The 19,334-nt window shown below is 43.5% G+C and carries 17 protein-coding genes; 10 read left to right on the top strand and 7 right to left on the bottom strand.

Annotation, left to right across the window (positions count from 1 at the left end):
* Positions 1 to 81: 81 nt before the first annotated feature.
* Entirely contained in the window at positions 82 to 1,038 is a 957-nt protein-coding gene (locus tag HMPREF0623_RS08595; protein WP_002830036.1) for a nucleoside hydrolase, read from the bottom strand.
* Between the two features lie 160 nt (positions 1,039 to 1,198).
* Here HMPREF0623_RS08595 and HMPREF0623_RS08590 point away from each other — a divergent pair, with 160 nt between their 5' ends.
* On the top strand, positions 1,199 to 2,182 hold the full coding sequence (locus HMPREF0623_RS08590; RefSeq protein ID WP_036671456.1) for an NAD(P)/FAD-dependent oxidoreductase: 984 nt from the start codon (positions 1,199 to 1,201) through the stop codon (positions 2,180 to 2,182).
* Between the two features lie 616 nt (positions 2,183 to 2,798).
* Here HMPREF0623_RS08590 and HMPREF0623_RS08585 read toward each other — a convergent pair.
* Complete coding sequence (locus tag HMPREF0623_RS08585) at positions 2,799 to 4,955, bottom strand: LTA synthase family protein (protein ID WP_004166725.1); 2,157 nt, start codon at positions 4,953 to 4,955, stop codon at positions 2,799 to 2,801.
* Between the two features lie 187 nt (positions 4,956 to 5,142).
* Between HMPREF0623_RS08585 and HMPREF0623_RS08580 the strand changes: the two genes are divergently transcribed.
* Genes HMPREF0623_RS08580 through HMPREF0623_RS08570 form a run of 3 tightly spaced genes read left to right on the top strand, consistent with a single transcriptional unit; the run spans position 5,143 to position 7,440 of the window.
* Positions 5,143 to 5,574 (top strand): GNAT family N-acetyltransferase, encoded by a 432-nt coding sequence (locus HMPREF0623_RS08580; RefSeq protein WP_002831068.1) that lies wholly within the window; start codon positions 5,143 to 5,145, stop codon positions 5,572 to 5,574.
* Positions 5,574 to 6,683, top strand: a complete 1,110-nt coding sequence (locus HMPREF0623_RS08575) for a YibE/F family protein (RefSeq protein ID WP_004166724.1) — start codon at positions 5,574 to 5,576, stop codon at positions 6,681 to 6,683. The genes HMPREF0623_RS08580 and HMPREF0623_RS08575 overlap by 1 nt, the downstream gene beginning before the upstream one ends.
* Positions 6,676 to 7,440 carry a YibE/F family protein gene (locus tag HMPREF0623_RS08570; RefSeq protein ID WP_002830031.1) on the top strand — a complete coding sequence of 255 codons (765 nt, stop codon included), beginning with the start codon at positions 6,676 to 6,678 and terminating at the stop codon, positions 7,438 to 7,440. The genes HMPREF0623_RS08575 and HMPREF0623_RS08570 overlap by 8 nt, the downstream gene beginning before the upstream one ends.
* Before the next feature lie 397 nt (positions 7,441 to 7,837).
* Here the strand turns inward: HMPREF0623_RS08570 and HMPREF0623_RS08565 are convergent, their stop codons facing one another.
* Positions 7,838 to 8,776 carry a magnesium transporter CorA family protein gene (locus HMPREF0623_RS08565; RefSeq protein ID WP_002830030.1) on the bottom strand — a complete coding sequence of 313 codons (939 nt, stop codon included), beginning with the start codon at positions 8,774 to 8,776 and terminating at the stop codon, positions 7,838 to 7,840.
* A 109-nt stretch (positions 8,777 to 8,885) separates the two neighbouring features.
* On the opposite strand from HMPREF0623_RS08565, the gene HMPREF0623_RS08560 reads away from it, so the two are divergent.
* The 4 genes from HMPREF0623_RS08560 to map are packed head-to-tail and all read left to right on the top strand — an operon-like array spanning position 8,886 to position 11,660.
* Complete coding sequence (locus HMPREF0623_RS08560; protein ID WP_002830029.1) at positions 8,886 to 9,620, top strand: TerC family protein; 735 nt, start codon at positions 8,886 to 8,888, stop codon at positions 9,618 to 9,620.
* 40 nt (positions 9,621 to 9,660) lie between these two features.
* Positions 9,661 to 9,990, top strand: coding sequence for a thioredoxin (gene trxA, locus HMPREF0623_RS08555; RefSeq protein ID WP_002830027.1), 330 nt, complete (start codon positions 9,661 to 9,663; stop codon positions 9,988 to 9,990).
* Positions 9,971 to 10,837 (top strand): DegV family protein, encoded by an 867-nt coding sequence (locus tag HMPREF0623_RS08550; protein WP_004166723.1) that lies wholly within the window; start codon positions 9,971 to 9,973, stop codon positions 10,835 to 10,837. The genes trxA and HMPREF0623_RS08550 overlap by 20 nt, the downstream gene beginning before the upstream one ends.
* A 40-nt stretch (positions 10,838 to 10,877) precedes the next feature.
* Entirely contained in the window at positions 10,878 to 11,660 is a 783-nt protein-coding gene (gene map, locus HMPREF0623_RS08545) for a type I methionyl aminopeptidase (protein WP_002830025.1), read from the top strand.
* 220 nt (positions 11,661 to 11,880) lie between these two features.
* Here the strand turns inward: map and HMPREF0623_RS08540 are convergent, their stop codons facing one another.
* Positions 11,881 to 12,255, bottom strand: coding sequence for a VOC family protein (locus HMPREF0623_RS08540; RefSeq protein WP_004166721.1), 375 nt, complete (start codon positions 12,253 to 12,255; stop codon positions 11,881 to 11,883).
* Between the two features lie 118 nt (positions 12,256 to 12,373).
* On the opposite strand from HMPREF0623_RS08540, the gene HMPREF0623_RS08535 reads away from it, so the two are divergent.
* The gene (locus HMPREF0623_RS08535) at positions 12,374 to 13,921 is read left to right on the top strand and encodes an ABC-F family ATP-binding cassette domain-containing protein (RefSeq protein WP_002830023.1); all 1,548 of its coding nucleotides are present in this window, start codon (positions 12,374 to 12,376) and stop codon (positions 13,919 to 13,921) included.
* A 79-nt stretch (positions 13,922 to 14,000) separates the two neighbouring features.
* Here the strand turns inward: HMPREF0623_RS08535 and HMPREF0623_RS08530 are convergent, their stop codons facing one another.
* Positions 14,001 to 14,852, bottom strand: coding sequence for an aldo/keto reductase (locus tag HMPREF0623_RS08530; RefSeq protein ID WP_002830022.1), 852 nt, complete (start codon positions 14,850 to 14,852; stop codon positions 14,001 to 14,003).
* Between the two features lie 165 nt (positions 14,853 to 15,017).
* Complete coding sequence (locus HMPREF0623_RS08525; RefSeq protein WP_002830021.1) at positions 15,018 to 15,932, bottom strand: proline-specific peptidase family protein; 915 nt, start codon at positions 15,930 to 15,932, stop codon at positions 15,018 to 15,020.
* 184 nt (positions 15,933 to 16,116) lie between these two features.
* On the opposite strand from HMPREF0623_RS08525, the gene HMPREF0623_RS08520 reads away from it, so the two are divergent.
* Positions 16,117 to 16,899 carry a biotin--[acetyl-CoA-carboxylase] ligase gene (locus HMPREF0623_RS08520; protein WP_002830020.1) on the top strand — a complete coding sequence of 261 codons (783 nt, stop codon included), beginning with the start codon at positions 16,117 to 16,119 and terminating at the stop codon, positions 16,897 to 16,899.
* Here HMPREF0623_RS08520 and HMPREF0623_RS08515 read toward each other — a convergent pair.
* Positions 16,844 to 19,300 carry a Xaa-Pro dipeptidyl-peptidase gene (locus HMPREF0623_RS08515; protein ID WP_002830019.1) on the bottom strand — a complete coding sequence of 819 codons (2,457 nt, stop codon included), beginning with the start codon at positions 19,298 to 19,300 and terminating at the stop codon, positions 16,844 to 16,846. The two genes, HMPREF0623_RS08520 and HMPREF0623_RS08515, sit on opposite strands and share 56 nt — an antisense overlap.
* Positions 19,301 to 19,334: the final 34 nt, after the last annotated feature.

Below are 19,334 nucleotides of genomic sequence, written 5' to 3'. Positions count from 1 at the left end.
CCTTTCTTTGTTTTATGTTAATTAGCGTAACAAAAAAACGCGGAAAAATCGATTTTCGCGTTTTTATTAATAGTAATTTAGTTATTTACTGAATAAGTTAGTTAAATATTCCATGAAACGTTGTAGATAACGGTCGGCGTCTACGTTAATTGCTACGTTGACGTTGGGTTCTGGATCGGTTAGACGAGCAGGATCACCAATGGTACGGCCCCACATGGCGTCAGTGGTATCTACAAACATGTTTAAGGCCAGCGTTTGAACTAGGCTAGGATCTAAGGCCACGCCGACTGCTAGCGGATCGTGGAGCGCACAGCCGCCTAAGTGCGGACTGGTAATTTTATAAACATCAATGTAGTAGTCAACGATGTCAGCAAATTTCCGTCCGGCGTTGGTGCCTAAATCACGCCATTGTTGGGTTTCTTTTTTAGTAAGCAACGTTCTTAGGGTAACGTCTAGGCCAACCATGGTAAGGTTCTTTTGACGAGTAAAGACTTCGTTAGCCGCGTGCGGATCTTGGTTAATGTTAGCTTCAGCCACTGGGGACACATTGCCTGGTACGGTGAGGGCGCCTCCCATTAGCGTTACCTTGCCAATCAAGTCCGTAATTTCCGGATCCTTCCGAATTGCGGCCGCGAGGTTAGTCAGTGGACCAGTAGGAACTAAGATTAAATCTGAGTTATATTGGTGGGCAGCTTCGATTAGGAAGTCGATCCCAGATTGTTCTTCTAATTTACGTTGCGGAGTAGGTAGGTCCACTTCGCCAATCCCATTTTTTCCGTGGATTTGTGCGCTAATTGGCATTACTTCAAAATGGTCGGTTGTTTGCGAATGTTCATCGCCCAAGAAAACGGGGATGTCGGTGTGCCCGAGCAATTCGAGAATTTTTAAGCTGTTAATTCCTGCATCGGGTGTTAGTACGTTACCATATGTGGAAATAATACCAATCAAATCGACGTCTGGAGCAGCTAACGCGTAGGCTATGGCCATTGCGTCGTCAATACCAGTATCAAGATCTAGAATCATTTTTTTACTTGCCAAAAGAACCCCTCCGTTAAATAAACGTTTATGTACTGTAGTACAAATTAATCATACGAAACTCGTTGTTAAAAAACAATGCTTGGCTTTCTTTTTTGCTGGAGAAACTGTTAAGATATTTAGTAAACTAAAAAATTATTGTATTAAAGAGGATGCAGAAATCATGACTGAAATATACGACATTACGATTGTGGGGGGCGGTCCTGCGGGGTTGTTTGCAGGATTTTACGCAGGAATGCGGACTGCAAAAACGCAGATTATTGAAAGTTTGGCCCAAGTGGGTGGACAAGCAGCTGCTTTATACCCAGAAAAAGTAATTTACGACGTGGGCGGTTACGCAGGCGTGAAGGCTGCTGATTTAGCAAAGTCATTGGAAAAGCAGACTCGCTTGGTTAACGTACCGATCCGGCTTAACGAAACGGTTGTGAACATTACGCCTAACGGGGAACTATACGACGTGGAAACCACGAAGGCAAAGTATCAGTCGCGGGCAATTCTGTTGGCCACCGGAAACGGAGCGTTCAATCCGCGTAAACTAGCGGTGAAGGGCCTTGAAAAATTGGAAGGCGACAAGATTTTTTACCACGTTCCGGAATTAGCTCAGTTTAAGGACCAAGACGTGTTGGTTGCTGGCGGCGGAGATTCCGCGATTGACGTGGCGTTGATGTTGGAGAAGGTCGCACACCAAGTTAGCCTAGTTCACCGGCGGGAACAATTCCGCGGGCTTGAACTAAGTGTGCAAAGATTGAAGGAGTCTTCGGTAGAAATCCTAACGCCGTTTTTGATTCATGACGTTCGGGAAGAAGCCGCGGGCGTAACGGTGGACTTAAAGGAAGTCGGTACCGAGGAGCTAACGACCCGGAAGTTTAACCAAGTAGTGGTTAACTACGGATTTACGTCGAGCAATAAGATTATTAAGCAATGGGATGTAGAATTAGAACAAGCGCACCGGATGTTCGCGGTGGACAACTTGATGAAAACAAATTTGCCGAACGTATATGCAATTGGTGATGGAATTGAATATCAAGGAAAATTAAGATTGATAGCCACGGCGTTTGGAGAGGGGCCGATTGCGGTAGATCAAATTATGAAAAAGTTGTATCCGGGAAAGAGGGGCCCGGTACATAGTACGTCGATGTTTAAATGATAGAGCGTGGAAATCCCCGGGTAGCTCTTGAGGACTAACAGAATTAAGGCATTAATCGCGGTTTTAGCGATTGATGCCTTAATTTAGCTAACCGGAGAGAGCTGGGGATTTCCGCGCGTTTCGCCTATCTATCAGTAGCACGCCAGGCACTAATTGCGGGTTTAGCAATTGGTGCCTTAATTTGGTTAACCGGAGGAAGTTGGGGCCGAAAACACGTTTCGACTACCTAGCAACAGAACGCAGAGGCATTAATCGCGGGTTTAGCGATTGATGCCTTAATTTAGTTAACCGGAGAGAGCTGGGGATTTCCGCGCGTTTCGCCTATCTATCAGTAGCACGCCAGGCACTAATCGCGGGTTTAGCAATTGGTGCCTTAATTTGGTTAACCGGAGGAAGTTGGGGCCGAAAACACGTTTCGACTACATAGCAACAGAACGCAGAGGCATTAATCGCGGGTTTAGCGATTGATGCCTTAATTTAGTTAGCCGGAGAGAGCTAGTTTTTTCACGCGTTTCAACTACATAGCAGTAGAATGCCAAAATTAACTAAATCAAACCACAAAAAAGAGGATTTTCAGTTGCATCACGCAACGAAAATCCTCTTTTAAATTTTAAAATCAGCTACCATTTGAATCCGGATTAGTAATCTTAATCCGATTTTCACTGGTTGACTTATGGTTTACTTCAGGCGCGTCAGTTTTATAAAGGTCTTCCAACGACTTATCTTGATTACGCGAATACATTGAAGTAGATTTTAATTTTAGTTTGTCCTCAATCTTGATAGCTTTGTCTAAACCGTCAGAATAGTTGTAATCTGCGGAATTGACCTTCTTAAAGTCGGGATTCTTGTAAAAGCGTAAAAGGTTCTTTTCGTTCAAGGAATCCGACATCTCTAATTGTTTATGGGCGGCTTTACGGTCCTTCTTGACCTTCTTTAAGAAAGCGTCGCTAGGATCGGTAATCTCGTTACCGTTTTGGTCGTACAGGGTGTTGCCAATCGAACTATACGTAGGCGTCACGAAGTCGTTGTTGCGGAACGCTACGATTTGGCTATGTTGTTTGGACAACAAGTCGGTACCGAATTGAATATAGTTCTTGTTTGAAATCCCTAGTAAATGAAGGAGGGTTGGCAATACGTCAATTTCGCCCCCATATTGGTTTTGAATTCCGCCATCTTTCATTCCTGGGATGTGAATCATTAGGGGAACCCGTTGTAACTGGGCGTTATCCCAACTATTCCAGTTTTCGGTGGGATTATCGCCGAACTGTTTAAAGTGATTTGGATCTTGAGCAAAAGTTTTCGCTAAAGCTTTGTTAGACGAGTTCGAAATCCCATAATGGTCACCATACAGCACAATCATTGAGTTATCATACAATCCCGATTTCTTTAAGAAGTTGAAGAATTCTTCAATGGATTGGTCGAGATAGTTAGCGGTTTTGAAGTAACCGTCCACGGTTGCATCGCCAGTGTCGGGAGTTTTGAAGTCGCTGTCTTCTGCGTCCAACGTGTACGGAATGTGATTACTTACGGTAATGTACTTAGCGTAAAACGGTTGTTGCAGATGTTGTAAGTACTTCACAGAGTCTTTAAACAACAGCTTATCTTTTAGTCCGTAAGTAGTCGATTTATCCCCAGAAACGTCAAAGTCGCTAGCGGAGAAGAAGTTTTCATAACCCATGTTTTTATAAGTGTTATTGCGGTTCCAGAACGATGCGGTGTTTCCGTGGAAAACGGCGGAAGTATAGTTACCGTGCTGTTTTAAAATTGCCGGAGCCGCTTGGAAAGTTTGGTCCGAACCTAGTTGGGCAAACAGGGAACCTTGCGGGGTTCCAAACGTACTGGTTTCCAGCATGTTTTCCGCGTCGCTAGTTTTTCCTTGGCCCACTTGGTGGAAGAAATTGCTGAAGGAATAGGTTGATTTACTATGGTAAATACTGTTTAAGAACGGGGTTACCGTCTGTCCTTCAACCTTATCGTCAATTAAAAACTGTTGGAAACTTTCTAAATGAATAATAATGACGTTTTTGCCCTTAGCCTTCCCAAAACTAACGTCGGATGGCTTAGCATAGTGTTGTTTAACGTATTTTTCAATCGAGGTAAGCTCACTTTTTTTAGCTTCGGAACGCATCTTAATGTTGCGTTCCAGTTGAACGCCGTCGTAAGCCGTAAAGGCGTCAATGCCCATGTATTTAACCACGTAGGAGCGGTCAAAAGTCCGGGTGATTAATTGGGGACGGTCCATTTCGGCAAGCATGAGGTTAAACGCAAAGAATAAAATCCCTACCGAAGTAATTTGAAAACCAAATTTTTTCGGTAACGGATGGGGATCCATCTTAATTTTTTTCAAGGCTAATAGTAAAAAGATGACCAGTAGATCCAACCAATAAAAGATGTCGTGAAAGTTGGTTAGCGACATGGAACTTGCGCTGAGTCCTTGGTTTACCTTGGAATATCCGAGCATCGTGTTGACGGTCATAAAATCGGAAAATTCCCGAAAATAAATTACGTTTAAGTAAAGTAAAACTGTATTAGCTAAATCTAAAAGCATCGCCGTCCAGTAAAAAGCTCGTTTAGGACGGACATAGAGGGCTAGCCCGAAGATTAGCAGAGTGGTGGCAATGGGGTTGATTAATAAAATGATCCACTGGAAAATACCAGACACTCCTAAAGAAATGTCGGTAAAGTAAGCGAATAAAGTTTTTAACCAAAATAGGACGCTGATCAGGATAAAGAACCCGAACCGCGTGTCAATTCTTGATTTAAGAGATTTCATTTTCAAAGACCTTTCAAAAGTACGTTCTTTACAAATATAAATGCAATTTTACCATAGATTGTTTAAAGAAATCTTAAGGGGTCGGTACTAAAGAAAGAATAAAATAAAATTTTAATAAATTTTCAAATCTGGGAAGAAATTGTTGTAAGATGGGCTTAATAATTTGGATTTGGAAAGGAAGGTCACGATGGAAGCTAAAATGGTTAAGGGAGCGACAGGCCCAATTTACATGGACGCGTTAGCACTCCGGCGACAAGTTTTTGTGGAGGAGCAGGGGATTGATCCCGCACTTGAATTTGGTGCTGACGAAGATTTTTATACATACTTTGTGGGCTACGAAGACGATACGCCGGTCGTGACGGCCCGGACTCGGCGAACGGAGCCCAATACTTGGACAGTACAACGGGTGGCAACTGCCAAGGAATCGCGACGTCACGGCCTTGCCCAAGAACTTTTTGAATACATTGAAACCCAAGGACGCCAAGCGGGCATTGAAAAGATTCGGTTACACGCCCAAGCAACTGCGGAACCCTTCTACTTTGCGTTGAATTACGAGCGCACTGGCGGTCCAGAAATGGAAGCGGGCCTATTACATTATTGGATGGAGAAAAAACTCTAATGCGTTGGAAATCTCAAATTGGGTTAATATTGGTAGTTATATTGACTGGCCTACTCGTGGTGGGCTTAGTACAGCATGACGACGTGATTTACCGGACCCCGTTAGGTCGAATTGAACGGGCTACTAATTTAAAAAAGGTTCCGCAAACCGACAATTTTAATAATCACGATTATCGTGCCAAGCAACGCCTCCAGATTAAAATTTTAAACGGAAAACACCGGGGGCAAACGGTGTCCGTGAAGAACGAATATAGTGGTTCCCAAGCGACCGATTTAAAATATCGCCCGGGCCAAACGGTACTGTTACATTTTAATGGCACCGGGCAGCGGGTGAAGGGGGCGACAATATTAGATTTGAAGCGGGACGTCGCCATCACGATATTGGTAGTGATTGCCGTAGGACTGTTGATTTTAATGCGACGAACCGGAATTCACGCAATTGTCAGTGTGTTATTAAACATGGTGCTCTTTTTTATTGCCGTGGAAATTGACGTGCAAGAATCTGGATATGCAGTATTGGCAATTTTTAGCGTAGTTGCGGTGTTGTTTAGCGCCATTACCCTTGCCTTAGTTTTAGGCTGGAACAAGAAAATGATGGTTAGTCTGTTAACGACTTTAGCAGGAACTTTTAGCGCAATGTTGATTGGCGGACTTGTATTTAGTTTGACGGGCAACGGTGGGCTTCATTTTGAAACCATGGAGTACGTGACCCAAAATCCCGAGCCGCTCTTTTTAGCAGAAACGGTGCTAGGTTCGTTAGGGGCCGTAATGGATGAGTCTACCGACATCATTGTCAGTTTGGCTAAGCTGCGAAAAGAAAACCCGCAGATTTCAATGAAACAGCTGTGGATTTCGGGACGAAACATCGGTAAAACCATTATGGGTCCCCTTTTAAACGTGTTGTTCATGATTTTTATGGCCGATACCTTTTCCATGATGGTGCTTTATTTACGCAACGGGAACAGTTGGCAGTACGCCTTTGAAATGAACATGCAGTTAGGTTTCGTGCAAAGCTTAATCAGTGGAATTGGAATCGTGTTGACGGTACCGATTGCGAGTTGGCTAACGGGCGTCTTTTTCAAAAATAAGGGGGTACCGACTAATGGTTAGCGCGACGTTAATTTTAATGATCATCTTGGCGGTTTTAATGGTTATCGTGGGGGGAGCGACCGGATTGCGGGCCTTTTTAAGCATAATTTTGAATTTTGCGGTATTGTTCGTAAACATTGCTTTAATTTCGTGGGGCTTTCCGGCGTTGACGGTGACCATTATCAGCAGTTTGGTGATTTTAGCCATTACAATTTTCATGGGCAGTGACGACGACCAGATTACACAGAATGCTTTTTACAGTTCGGTATTAGTATTAGTAGTTTTGATTGGGCTGATTCTGATCATTCATCCCCATTTAATGATTCAAGGATTCGGTAACGAGAATAACGAGGACCTTGAAGGGATGTCGTTGTTAATTGGGATTAAGTTTAGTGACGTAATTACGTCGACAATGATTATTAGTTCGTTGGGGGCGGTTGCGGAAGCTTCGATTGCCGTATCGACGGGGATTCAGGAACTGATTGAAACAACGCCGGATTTAGATTTGACCAAGCTTTTTAGCCACGGTTACGAAATTGGAAAAGAAATTATCGGGACCGCTTTGAATACCTTGTTTTTTGGCTTCTTTGGAAGTTTCCTAGGTTTATTTATTTGGTACGTGAAGTTGAATTACCGCTTTAGCGAATTCTTTAATAATAAGATATTTGCGGCAGAATTTTCGATGATTTTGATTGGTTTCATCGGGGTAATTAGTGCGGTGCCGTTGACGGCATGGGTAACGCAATTAAGAGTGCGAAAAAACTCGGGTAGTCTTTGAGGACTAACGGAATTAAGGCATTAATCGCGGTTTGAGCGATTGATGCCTTAATTTGGTTAGCCGGAGAAGACTGAGTTTTTTTGCACGTTTCGACAAGGCAGCAAAGAAGCGTCACTGAATTACGGGACTAATTGCGGGTTTAGCAATTGGTCCCGTAATTTGGTTAGCCGGAGAGTCTTGGGTTTCGGAGCACGTTTTGACTACACAGCAAAGAAGGCCCACAGAATTAAGGCATTAATCGCGGTTTGAGCGATTGATGCCTTAATTTGGTTAGCCGGAGAAGATTGAGTTTTTTGCACGTTTCGGCAGGCAACAGCAAACTATAATAAAAAATACAGTATTTCAAGCCGGCGCGGTTTTACTCAATGCCGGTCTGAAATGCTGTATTTTTGCGAGATTATTTTTTAAAAAAGTTACTCCAGTTAACGATTAGATAAACAATTAGAATTAATAGGGACGAAATTTCTAAGGTAACGAGCCAACTCCAGCCTTGATCGGCAAGCGGTAATTTAACGTTTTGACCGAAGAAACCAAAAACAATGTTAGGAACTGCTAAAACAATTGAAAGAATTGTCAGGAATTTCATGGTATTATTCAAGTTATTGTCTAGAATATCCGAATAGGATTTAGAAACTTGTTCGATAATGTCTGAAGATAGCTGGGCCATTTCTTGACTCTGCTCTGATTCAATAATGATCTCCTCAAGCCGATTACGTTGGGCCTTGGTCAGGTTTAGGTTGGGGAGGCGCATCATGCTGTTAAGCAACGACGTATTCGACTTTAGAGAAGTCAGTAAGTAGATTAAACTGGTTTCTAATTGCAACATGCTTTGGATGCCGCTGTGGTTCAGGCGGGTTTTAAATTTATCCTGAATTGCCTGACGATCATAATTAATTCGGGAGACCGCGTCGTTAAACCGCATTGTAAGTTCGTAAATCGTGTTGAAAACGGCGTTAACCATCAGCGAACTATTTAACTGGACAGGTTTATTTAAAGTTTTACGTAATAAAGTTTTTAAATTGCGATCCATAATTTTATTAACGTAGTGGGTAGAATCGTGAGTAAAAATTACCAGCGCCTTAGGCAGAAACAAAAAAGCGGCCGGTTCGGTCTGAATACCGGCATTATATAGCGAGCTTAAAGCGTGGAAAATAATCAAAAAGCTGTTATTTTCTTCGTCGATTTCTGCCCGAGCACGTTCGTTAGGGTCAATTGCGTAACTCAACGTTTCGGAAGTGGCGTGGTAAGTTTTTACTAGGGTCTGTAATTCTAAAGTACTCGGGTTCGAGACTTGAATTAGCGAAAAATCATTCACGGTTTTGCTTACTTTTAACATAATCTGGACCTCGTTGTTTGTATTAACCTAAGTGTAACCCTTAATGGGTGAAAAAATATACTAAATCGTTTAAAATATATTATTTGGAATTTAAGGGGAGAAATTTATATTGAATATTTTAACAAATTTATACGGTCCCTTCTTCGATCTCAACAACTGGAAGACGGTATTAGAGTCTAGTTCGGACTGGTTAGTGATTTTGTCACTGGTGATGATCGAGTGTTTACTATCGGTGGATAATGCCGTAGTTCTTGCAACCCAAACCCAAGTGTTGGGGGATAAGGTCGAACGGGAAAAATCCTTATTTTACGGTTTGTGGGGCGCGTACCTATTTCGATTTTTAGTAATCGGAATTGGGACTTACCTCATTCACCTATGGGAAATTAAAATCATTGGAGCACTTTATCTAGCATACCTAGTGTTTCGCTATTTTGACAAACGGAAACGGGGGCGTCGAACCCGTAAATTGGTGAAACCACGGGGTAAAATTTCGCTTTTTTGGCGGGTGGTAATCCAAATCGAATTTATGGACATTGTCTTTTCAATCGATTCGGTATTGGCTTCGCTGGCGATTTCTTCTAACCCGGTCATTGTGCTGCTGGGAGGCTTAATTGGAATCTTAGCGATGCGGGGAATTGCCGAGGTGATTATGAAATTAATGCACCGGATTCCTGAACTAGAGACAATGGCCTACGTGCTGATTGGGATTATTGCCCTTAAATTATTCTTGTCGATTCCCGCGATTGATATTGAAATTAATTCGGGAATTTTTGCCGGAATCGTAGTGCTGGCATTCTTGATTACGATCGCAATTCACTACCTCAGAAAAAGCGTACGCAAATAATGCTATAATCTATATACTATAAATAAAAAGGAGACTCCTCATGGCAGCTACGGTAACAAGTGAAAATTTAGCTGAAGTAACTAAAGATGGATTGACCATCGTTGATTTCTGGGCCCCTTGGTGCGGACCCTGCAAGATGATGGAACCTATTTTAGAAAATCTGGAGCAAAGTTACGGGGACCAAGTTCATTTTGGCAAGCTTAACGTTGACCATAACCAAGAATTGGCCCAATCATTTAAGGTAATGAGTATTCCTTCATTAGTTTTGTTTAAGGACGGCAAGGCAATCGAAAAGGTTACCGGCGTTTATCCCGAAGCAAAATTAGCGAAATATATAGAGAAGAAGATTAATGAAAATGAATCAAAGTAAAACGGCAATTGTGATCGATAGTTCGGCTAACCTTGATCCTGCGATAGCGCGGAAGTACAACATTACGGTGGTTAACCAGCCAATTATGTTTGGCAAGCACGTCTATCACGAAAATGTTGATATTGATGCGGATGAATTTTATCGCATGTTGAAATTAGAAAAGTACCACCCCACCACTTCGCAGATTCCGATTAAGGAAATGCAAAGGGTTTTTGCTGAACTTGCTGCGAAGGGTTATAAAGCAGCCTTGTGCATCGGGTTGTCGGGAGGCTTGAGCGGGTTCATCAATAGTCTTTCAGCTTCCGTGCCGGTAATTAAGGAACTACAAGTTTACCCTTATGATTCGGGCTCAATTTTGGCTGGGCAAAGCAACGCAGCTATTTTGGCGGCCAACCTGTTAGATAGTGGCGTGGACATCCACGAAGTTTTGCGGCAGTTGCGTAAGTATCGTAGTCAAACGGAAGTGTACTTAGCGGTCAACAACGTTAAAGAACTCCAGATTTCGGGGAACATTGCCAGTCGAACTTCGTTGGTAAGCTCATTTTTTGGGATGCGCCCAATTTTAACGATTAATCGGCAAGGCCGCTTAGAAATGGTCGGTAAAGAGCGTAAGATAAAAAACGCTATGGAAGCGATTAGTGAAATTTTTGCGCAACAAGTGGTTGATTATCGCCATCTGACGGTGACGGTGGTCGATGCTGACGATGTGGATCGCAGCATGCAATGGCAAAGTGAACTGAAGGTCCAATACCCGGGCTTACACGTAGAATCTTGTCCAATTGGTCCGTACGTGGGAACCTATACGGGAAGCAAGGCAATTGGGTTAATTTGGTCACCAAAGTTGTGATACCATAGTAGTTAGGTTAATTAAGAAACGGGTGGATAAAATGATTACATTGAAATCAGAACGTGAAATTGAAGGAATGCGGAAAGCAGGTGCAGTTCTAGCAGGAATGCATATTGGACTTCGCGATGTTATTAAGCCAGGAATTTCTAGCTGGGATATCGAGAAATTCGCGCTTCGTTATTTAGATGAACACGGCGCAGTTCCTGAAGAAAAGGGCTTTGAAGGTTACGAATACGCAACTTGCGTGAGTGTTAACAACGAAGTATGTCACGGCTTTCCGCGGAAAGATTTGATTTTAAAGGAAGGCGACTTGGTTAAGGTTGATACCGTAGTCAGTGTGGATGGTTACATGGCCGATTCTTGCTGGGCATTTGCGGTTGGTGAAGTTAGTGACGAAGTTAAGAAATTAATGGAAGTTACTAAGAAAGCTTTGTACCTCGGAATTGATCAAGCCGTTGAAGGAAACCGAATCGGCGACATCGGTCACGCAATCCAAACTTACGTAGAAGACGAAATGGGTTATGGCGACGTCCGGGAATTTGTTGGTCATGGTATTCAACCAACAATGCACGAAGATCCCATGGTTCCTGGCTATGGTGAAGCTGGTCACGGTCCGCGGCTCCGGAACGGAATGACCATCACTATTGAACCAATGGTAAATACCGGAAGTTGGCAATGTGATACTTCTGCTCCAGACGGTTGGACAGTTACCACCATGGACGGCAGTTTATCTTGCCAATACGAACATACTTTAGTGGTTACGCCAGATGGTCCTAAAATTTTAACTTCACAGGATCCAGTGGGGGACGCTAAGTACCTTTAATGAAAATGATTAATTATTAATAAAAGAGGCTGGGAATTTGGCGTTCCCAGCCTCTATTTTTGTAATATGGGTGTGGATCTGTTGGGTTGCGAGATAGTCGAGACGTGCTCCAGCCCTCAGAGTCCTGCGGATAACCAGATTGGGTTCTTAACCGCGGGACCCGCGGTTAAGGACCCAATCCAGTTATTCCTCAAACTCTGCCCGAGGGCTTCCACACTTTTTAATAATTCGCCACTTCCACCACATTTCCGTCCGGGTCCTTTATCAACAGCGACTGGACCTTTCCGTGAGTTCCTTGGCGTTGCTTTGGTTCATCGACGATTTCCACAAAGTAGCTCTTTAAGTGGTTGACAATTTCGTTCATCGGATTTTTGGCAACCAGTGACAACGCAATGCTTCCGGAGGTTGGTTGCGCTGGAGCAATTGCCGGCTGGGTCTCCTTAGTTGTAAAATAGATTCGCTGCTTCCCCGCACGCACACCTGGATACGGAGCGTCGGTTAGGATCGGCATATCAAAAACCTCGTGGTAAAAACGTTCACTACGAGCAACGTCTGCCACGGTTAGGGTAATATGATCAATTTCTCGAATATTCATAATCTATAAATCCTCCTTATAACCTGTACAAGTATAGCATAGGTAAATTCAATTGACGTTTTGTGGTAATTCATGCTACGGTGGTTACTAGTTATTTTAAAAAGACAGGGTGAAAAAAATGAGTTTGCTATCAGTTGAACATCTGAGCCACGGTTTTGCGGACAAAGAACTGTATGAAGATGCAAGTTTCGAACTGAATAAAGAAGATCACATGGGAATTGTCGGGCAAAATGGTGCTGGTAAAAGTACGCTAATTAAGATTTTGACTGGCGAAACTTTACCAGATAAGGGCCGGATTGTTTGGCAAAATAAGGTCACTTATGGTTATTTAGACCAGTATGCGGATATTCCGCAAAATGACACGTTGTACGAATTTTTAACCACTGCGTACGCAGATTTGTTCAAGCAACGTGATTTAATGGAAAAATACTATGCCGAATATGCCGAAAATTTGGATGATAAGTTGTTGGAAAAGGCGGGGCGGATCCAAGAAAATCTGGACGCTAACAATTTTTACGAAATCGATACCGAAATTAACCGGGTAATGACCGGTTTAGGACTTGATGATATCGGTAAGGATCACATTGTCAGCGAGATGAGTGGGGGCCAGCGTTCCAAAATCATTTTGGCAAAGCTCCTACTACAAGATCCTGACGTATTGATCCTAGACGAACCGACCAACTATTTGGATACCGCGCACATTAATTGGTTGGCAGACTACCTTAACGGCTTCGAGGGAGCTTTCATGGTAGTTTCTCACGACTATGAGTTTTTGCAAAAGGTAACCAATTGTATTTGCGACGTTTCATTTAACAAAATTACTAAGTACCGGGGCGATTTCCAATCCGCAATGCGACAAAAGGAAGCGCGGCAAGAAGCACAATTAAAGGCTTACGAAAAGCAACAAGTAGTCATTGAAAAGGCGGAAAACTTTATCCGCAAGAATAAGGCTGGCCAACGTTCAACAATGGCGAAATCCCGGGAAAAGATGCTTAATCGGATGGACAAGATCGATCCGCCTAGTGAAAACTTGAAGGGGCATTTCGATTTTCCTTACCTAGATACGGGCTCACAAAACGCCGTGGCGGTTAATAAGTTGGCCGTTGGTTATGGTAAAAAGCAGCTTTTGGAACCAGTGACGTTCTCCATGGTGGCGGGCGAAAAGGTGGCCTTTTCTGGGTTTAACGGAGCCGGAAAGTCGACGTTAATTAAGAGTATCTTAGGCTTGATTCCGGCTTTAGGTGGGGAAGCTCATTTCTCACCATCAGCTAAGGTAAACTATTTTAGCCAAGAATTAGTTTGGGATAACCCCGACCTAACACCATTACAAACAATTCAAGAAAAATATCCAACCATGTTACCAAAAACGATTCGGACTAAGTTAGCCAAGTGTGGGATTAACGCGGCGGATACCCAAAAACCTATGCATCAACTAAGTGGTGGCGAGCAAACTAAAGTCAAGTTAGCCTTGATGGAATTGATTGAATCTAACTTCTTGATCATGGACGAACCCACCAATCATCTTGATGACGAAACCAAGCAAGCCCTAAGTGAAGCTTTGCAACGCTTTAAGGGAAACTTAATCGTGGTATCTCACGAAAGTAGTTTTTATAACAGCTGGATTGATAAAGTGATCAACGTGGAAAAATTACGTTTGGATCGCTAGAACTTAATTACAATCAAAAACGGAGCCTAACATCAATAAGATGTTGGGCTCCGTTTTGTTTAGCGATTAGTAATATTAATTAGAATGTTGCTGTATCGGGATCGGTTGGGGCACCTGCTTGGCCATGGAAACCATCAATGGTTTTCATGTCGTCAGCAGATAGCTCGAAATCAAATACTTCGGTGTTTTGTTGAATCCGTTCTGCATGAACAGACTTAGGTAGTGGCAAGAAGCCGTGTTGTAATGACCAACGAATAACTACTTGAGCGACCGACTTGTGGTACTTTTCAGCAATTTCCTTAAGTTCTGGAATGCTAAAGATTTTACCAGTTCCTAGTGGGCTGTAAGCTTCGGAGAGGATACCGTGTTCTTTATTATAAGCAACCACTTCGTCTTCAGTATCGCTAGGATTGAGGAAAATTTGGTTAACTGCGGGAGTTACCTTAGCAGTCTTCAACAATTCGTCTAGGTGGTGAGGCCGGAAGTTGGAAACCCCAATTGCCCGCACTTTGCCGGCTTCTAGGGCTTCTTCCATTGCCCGCCAAGATTCTGCGTTCTTTTGTTGCCATTCGTCACGGAATTTAACGGGATTTGGCCAGTGAATTAAGTAGAGGTCGAGGTAGTCTAAACCAAGTTTTTGCAAACTTAAATCAAGGGCTTTTTTCGTTGCTTCGTAACCGTGGTCTTCGTTCCATAGCTTAGAGGTGACAAAGAGGTCTTCGCGAGCTACGCCACTGTCTTTAATGGCTTTTCCCACGCTTTCTTCGTTACCGTAAGCTGCGGCAGTATCGATATGACGGTAGCCAGCATCTAGGGCAGCCTTAACTGCTTGGTATGCTTCTTCACCATCTTTAGATTGCCAAGTTCCAAAACCGATTACGGGAATCTTAACCCCGTTATTTAATGTATAGGTATCGGTGAGTTTATTCATGAGAAATTCCTCCTTTATTTAACCTTACTTACTATATGATAGCTTTTTTCTTTAGCAATAACCAGCCATAAGCCCGAAAATTTGTCAGGCGTTTTGTAAAGAAAAGGGTGGCCGAGATAAAAAAATAGGGGCTAGGAGCAATCCTAACCTCTATTTTGAAATCTATTATTTATTAAAAGTGCCTGCTTCTACTTCGCGAAGGTAATCAGCAAGATGCTTGAAGTAAACGGGGGCGTTGTCGATCATGTGGTGGTGACCGCCATCTGGAGTAGTAACTAACTTAGCGTTAGGGATTACTTCAGCCATCCGTTGTGCCGACTTCAACGGCATGGTTTCGTGTTCGCCGAAGGTCAACAAGGTTGGGACCTTGATGTTATGGATTTGGTCGCGAACGTCCCATTCCTTCAACTTACCAGTAACAACGAATTCGTTGTCGCCTTGGAAAGCGTTGTAAACGGGAGTTGCCATAGTTGGAACCAAGTGACGAATTGCCACTGGTTGTTTACGATCTACGTAACCAGCGTTAAGTACGTCGACTAATTTTTGGTAACGTTCGTTATCCCAATCACCGGACTTTTCACAGTCACGCATGAACTGAGCATCTTCGGGAGCAAGGGCTTCGTCTCGAATTGCGTCTTGATGTTCAAGGTATTCATCGATATTATCAACCATGGAAGAGATGATGGCACCTTTTAAGTGTTCACCATACTTCAATGCGTACATCATGGTCAACGCGCCACCCCAAGATTGACCGATCAAGTAGAAGTGGTCAATGCCGAGTTTTTGACGAACTTCTTCCACTTCGTCAAGGAAGTAGTCGTAGCTGAGGTACTTTTCAGCAATTTCAGGGTCGGAGTAGTCGGGTTGGTCAGAATACCACGAACCCAATTGGTCGTAGTAGTGAACTTGGACGTCCAAACCTTGTTTTAAAAGTTCATCGTGGAAGTTTTCCCAGTATTCGTGATTGCCACCGGGACCACCATGAAGGGCCAAAAGGTGGATGGAGTCGTTAGTCCCATCCGTATGTGACCATAAGTGATATCCGTTATCTAGTGTTAAAATTGTTGTACCTTGTTTCAAGATATTTCACCTAGTTTCTTAAATTTAAGCCTATAATAGCAGATTTATTAGAAAGTGACCAGATTAAATGAGAAGCGTTTAGGAGTAAAGTTCCGCGAAAATACTGGTATAACCGACTTAGTGCTTAAATTAAAAAATTAGAAAAAATTAATTATTTTCTGCAGTTGATTAAGGAGTAATTTTAATGCAAATTAATGTCGCACGATTACAAAATGAATTTCCGGATGAAAAAATTGAATATTTTGACCAAGTTGGCTCTACTAATGACGTAGCTTTTACGCGCGTGCAACAAAATCCTGGAATAGCGGGTATGGTAGTTGCCAATCAACAAACGGCTGGACGAGGGACTAACCAGCGCCAGTTTTATTCACCGACTTCGGGGATTTACTGTTCGATTTACCTTCCTCTAGCCCCAGCCACCGTTTTACATCCCGGACGGGTAACGGCAAACGTGGGCGTGATTGTTGCCGAAGCGGTGCACCGCGTTTTTGGACAACCGCTTGGTATTAAATGGGTGAACGATTTATATTTACATGATCAAAAGGTGGGCGGCATTCTGTGCGAAGCCGTGTCTAATGATGATAATCAACTAATCGGGCTGGTGCTGGGAATGGGGTTGAACATCTTAACCACGACCTTTCCCCAAACGATGTTGCGGACGGGAGGGCCGATTGTCGAACAAGCAAACGCAACGCAAGTAACCGACCTGTTGATTAAGATCAACCAAGCTATCCAAAAAAAGCGCCAGACACTGGCGTCTGACGCAATTAATCCAAAGTATTTAGATTTATCGATTTTACAAGACCAATGGGTGATCATTGATCAGGTCGCAAGTCGGCTTACCGGAAAAGTAACGGGGGTCACACCTGAAAATGAACTACTTGTCAACGATGGTCATCAGCTCCGAACCGTTACGAACGGTCGGATATTACGTTGGCAAGCCGAACCTTTAAATGACTTTGATTAAGCTGCAATGAATATTGCAAATCCTGGTTGCCCCGGATGGTGGTTTCAAAATCAGTTGCGTAAATTACCAATCCTAATTGGTGACCTGCAGGAAGGTGGTAGAACGTCGGCTGTAACTGTAAAGTTACGTCGTAGAATTGGTTAGGCACAACTTTATCAACGCGATAGTTGTTAGTCCGATTTTGCAAATTAATGTGACCCTTACTAATCATTTTCCACGGGGTAACGCTCTTTTGTTGCGTAAATTCCCGTAAGTCGTCGGTGCGCCAATCGTAACTGCCGCTTAACGAGCGAGGTTGGATGAGGCTTGGGGTGACGTTTAAGCGCCGGGCATCGCCAAAGTCAACTAGTTGAAAACTAAGCATTCCAAATGGTTTATTAACCGCCACGTTAACCTTAACTTCCGCAGCCCCATCAATATACCAATCGTGATCGAGTTGGGCAGACTTGAAGATTAACCGGTTATCACGCATCTGGTTTTTACCATTGGTGGCGTGTTCCGTGTTAAGCAGGTCGGTATGCCACTGCGTAAGGTTATTTTTGTACATTTCAAAAACTTCTGGATCGAGGACGTCTTTAAACGAGGCGGCCTCGTTTTTAGTTGGTAAAGCAGCGTCCACCAGTGTTTTGGCTTGGAGGGTGAATTCCCGTACTTCATCATCAGCATCCTGCCAGTCAGGGTAGGTATGCCACGTTTCGGGTTCTACGTTATCTTGAATGATGACGTTTGGTAAAACTTCTGGAGCGTTATTTTCCACGCCAAACAACTTGTAACTTAGCCATAAGTTCATCATGTCGGTAAAGTCAATCGAACGGAAATTATTAATGTAAATGTGCTGACCTTGGTGAAGAATAATCTTCTTGTTAATTGGCAAGTCACGGACCGCGTTCCACAAGTTAGCGACGTTACGGGGCTTGACGTTCCAATCGTTCAAACCGTGCACTAAAATTAGATCGGCCTTAATATTTTTGGCTTGGTTGAGATAGTTGCGGCTGTCCCAGTAGCGAGAATAGTTGCCGCTTTGCCGGTCTTGGTCGTGGTTAATCCGGTTTAAAACTTGGTCAAATTTACTACGAACTTTTAAAGCATCCCCAAGGTCTTTTTGTCGACTAAAGACTTCGGCAGCGAGGACGTCCATGTCTTCACCCTGGAAGGTGTCCGGAGCGGCAACTAAACCGCCATCCCGATAATAATCGTACCAACTGGAAATGGCCGCTTCCGAAATAATGGTTTCAAGACCTTCGACCCCGGTAGTAGCTGCTGCAGTGGCTAACGTACCTAAGTAGGAACGTCCGGTCATGGCAATTTTATGGTTACTCCAGTTGGCCTTGATTTCAATGTTATCGGTTTTGTTAGTAAACGCGCGACGATTTCCCGCGAGCCATTCAATAATTGCCGTGGTGGAAATGGTTTCCGCCACCGAACCAGTATCCCGCAAACCTTCTGAATCCCGGGTTCCGATTCCGGCCGCATAAACTACCGCAAACCCACGGGTTAGGAAGTAGTTATTTAAGGTGTAGGGTTGTTCGCGGGCAAAGTGTTCGCAAGCGTGTTCAGCTTGACCCTTAACTTGTCGTTCGGGTGGTAGTTCTGGATCATACGGTTTAGCCGTCACGTCTTCGCGAGTAAGGTGGTTAACTGTTTTTTCAGTTAACGGGACGTCGACATTATGGGTTACTTGTTCACCCCAATGATCGTTAGTTCCTTGGTTATAGGGACTGGCAGTGTACAAAACGGGGGCCTTGTATCCTTGCTCAGTTTGGGCAGGACGTAAAATTTCTGCTTTTAACAGGTCGCGTTTACCATCGTGATCAGTATCTAAGGGAGCTTCTACGTAAACGACTTCCCGAATGATTTGATGCGGGTCAAAGACGGCTTGGGCTTTTCCGTTGAAGAATAACGGGGCGGTTGTGGTCGCGTAGAACGGGGTGAAGTAGCCTTGTTGGGTAAGGTGATCAAGGTAAGTTTCCCCATTTTTCGTGTGCGCCGTCAAAATTGAATACCAAGCGTGTGCCACGTCTGCGCTAGTTTCAAGAGCGTCAAGGGCAAGGCGCGGTAAGTTGATTTTGGCAGTTGCAGCCTGCGGGTCAATAACAGAAAAATCAATTCCTGATTCAAATTGTAATAGCTGTAAGGCAATTAAATAAAAAATATCCAGGGTTAGCGGCTCTGCGCTCGCAAAAAAGTCTGCTGCAGTTTGGTTAGGCGTCGCAAGTAGGTTGCCTAACTTTTGTTGAAACGTGGACTCTTGATTGCTGATTAAAAAAGAACGCCGGAGAAAATCCTCAAATTGTGCCTTAGGATCGGCAATCAGGTCCTGGTCAATAAAATGAATTGCTTTCAATTCGGTAATTTCTTCATCTTGGTCAACGTCAATGCGACCAAATTGGTTGTTTTTCATAAAAAATCCTCCACAGTGGTTTATGGTTCATATT

It is taken from the genome of Pediococcus acidilactici DSM 20284, from assembly GCF_000146325.1.
GTDB classification, from domain to species: domain Bacteria; phylum Bacillota; class Bacilli; order Lactobacillales; family Lactobacillaceae; genus Pediococcus; species Pediococcus acidilactici.
Note: the sequence above shows the minus strand (reverse complement) of the source record. Positions and strands in the feature narration are given on the sequence as shown.

Bases quoted from the DNA above. Each gene is read 5' to 3' on its own strand.
- HMPREF0623_RS08530 (WP_002830022.1), bottom strand. From the start codon at position 14,852: ATGAATAAACTCACCGATACCTATACATTAAATAACGGGGTTAAGATT.
- HMPREF0623_RS08570 (WP_002830031.1), top strand. From the start codon at position 6,676: ATGGTTAGCGCGACGTTAATTTTAATGATCATCTTGGCGGTTTTAATG.
- HMPREF0623_RS08585 (WP_004166725.1), bottom strand. From the start codon at position 4,955: ATGAAATCTCTTAAATCAAGAATTGACACGCGGTTCGGGTTCTTTATC.
- HMPREF0623_RS08515 (WP_002830019.1), bottom strand. From the start codon at position 19,300: ATGAAAAACAACCAATTTGGTCGCATTGACGTTGACCAAGATGAAGAA.
- HMPREF0623_RS08565 (WP_002830030.1), bottom strand. From the start codon at position 8,776: ATGTTAAAAGTAAGCAAAACCGTGAATGATTTTTCGCTAATTCAAGTC.
- HMPREF0623_RS08535 (WP_002830023.1), top strand. From the start codon at position 12,374: ATGAGTTTGCTATCAGTTGAACATCTGAGCCACGGTTTTGCGGACAAA.
- HMPREF0623_RS08520 (WP_002830020.1), top strand. From the start codon at position 16,117: ATGCAAATTAATGTCGCACGATTACAAAATGAATTTCCGGATGAAAAA.
- HMPREF0623_RS08550 (WP_004166723.1), top strand. From the start codon at position 9,971: ATGAAAATGAATCAAAGTAAAACGGCAATTGTGATCGATAGTTCGGCT.
- map (WP_002830025.1), top strand. From the start codon at position 10,878: ATGATTACATTGAAATCAGAACGTGAAATTGAAGGAATGCGGAAAGCA.
- trxA (WP_002830027.1), top strand. From the start codon at position 9,661: ATGGCAGCTACGGTAACAAGTGAAAATTTAGCTGAAGTAACTAAAGAT.
- HMPREF0623_RS08575 (WP_004166724.1), top strand. From the start codon at position 5,574: ATGCGTTGGAAATCTCAAATTGGGTTAATATTGGTAGTTATATTGACT.
- HMPREF0623_RS08580 (WP_002831068.1), top strand. From the start codon at position 5,143: ATGGAAGCTAAAATGGTTAAGGGAGCGACAGGCCCAATTTACATGGAC.
- HMPREF0623_RS08590 (WP_036671456.1), top strand. From the start codon at position 1,199: ATGACTGAAATATACGACATTACGATTGTGGGGGGCGGTCCTGCGGGG.
- HMPREF0623_RS08540 (WP_004166721.1), bottom strand. From the start codon at position 12,255: ATGAATATTCGAGAAATTGATCATATTACCCTAACCGTGGCAGACGTT.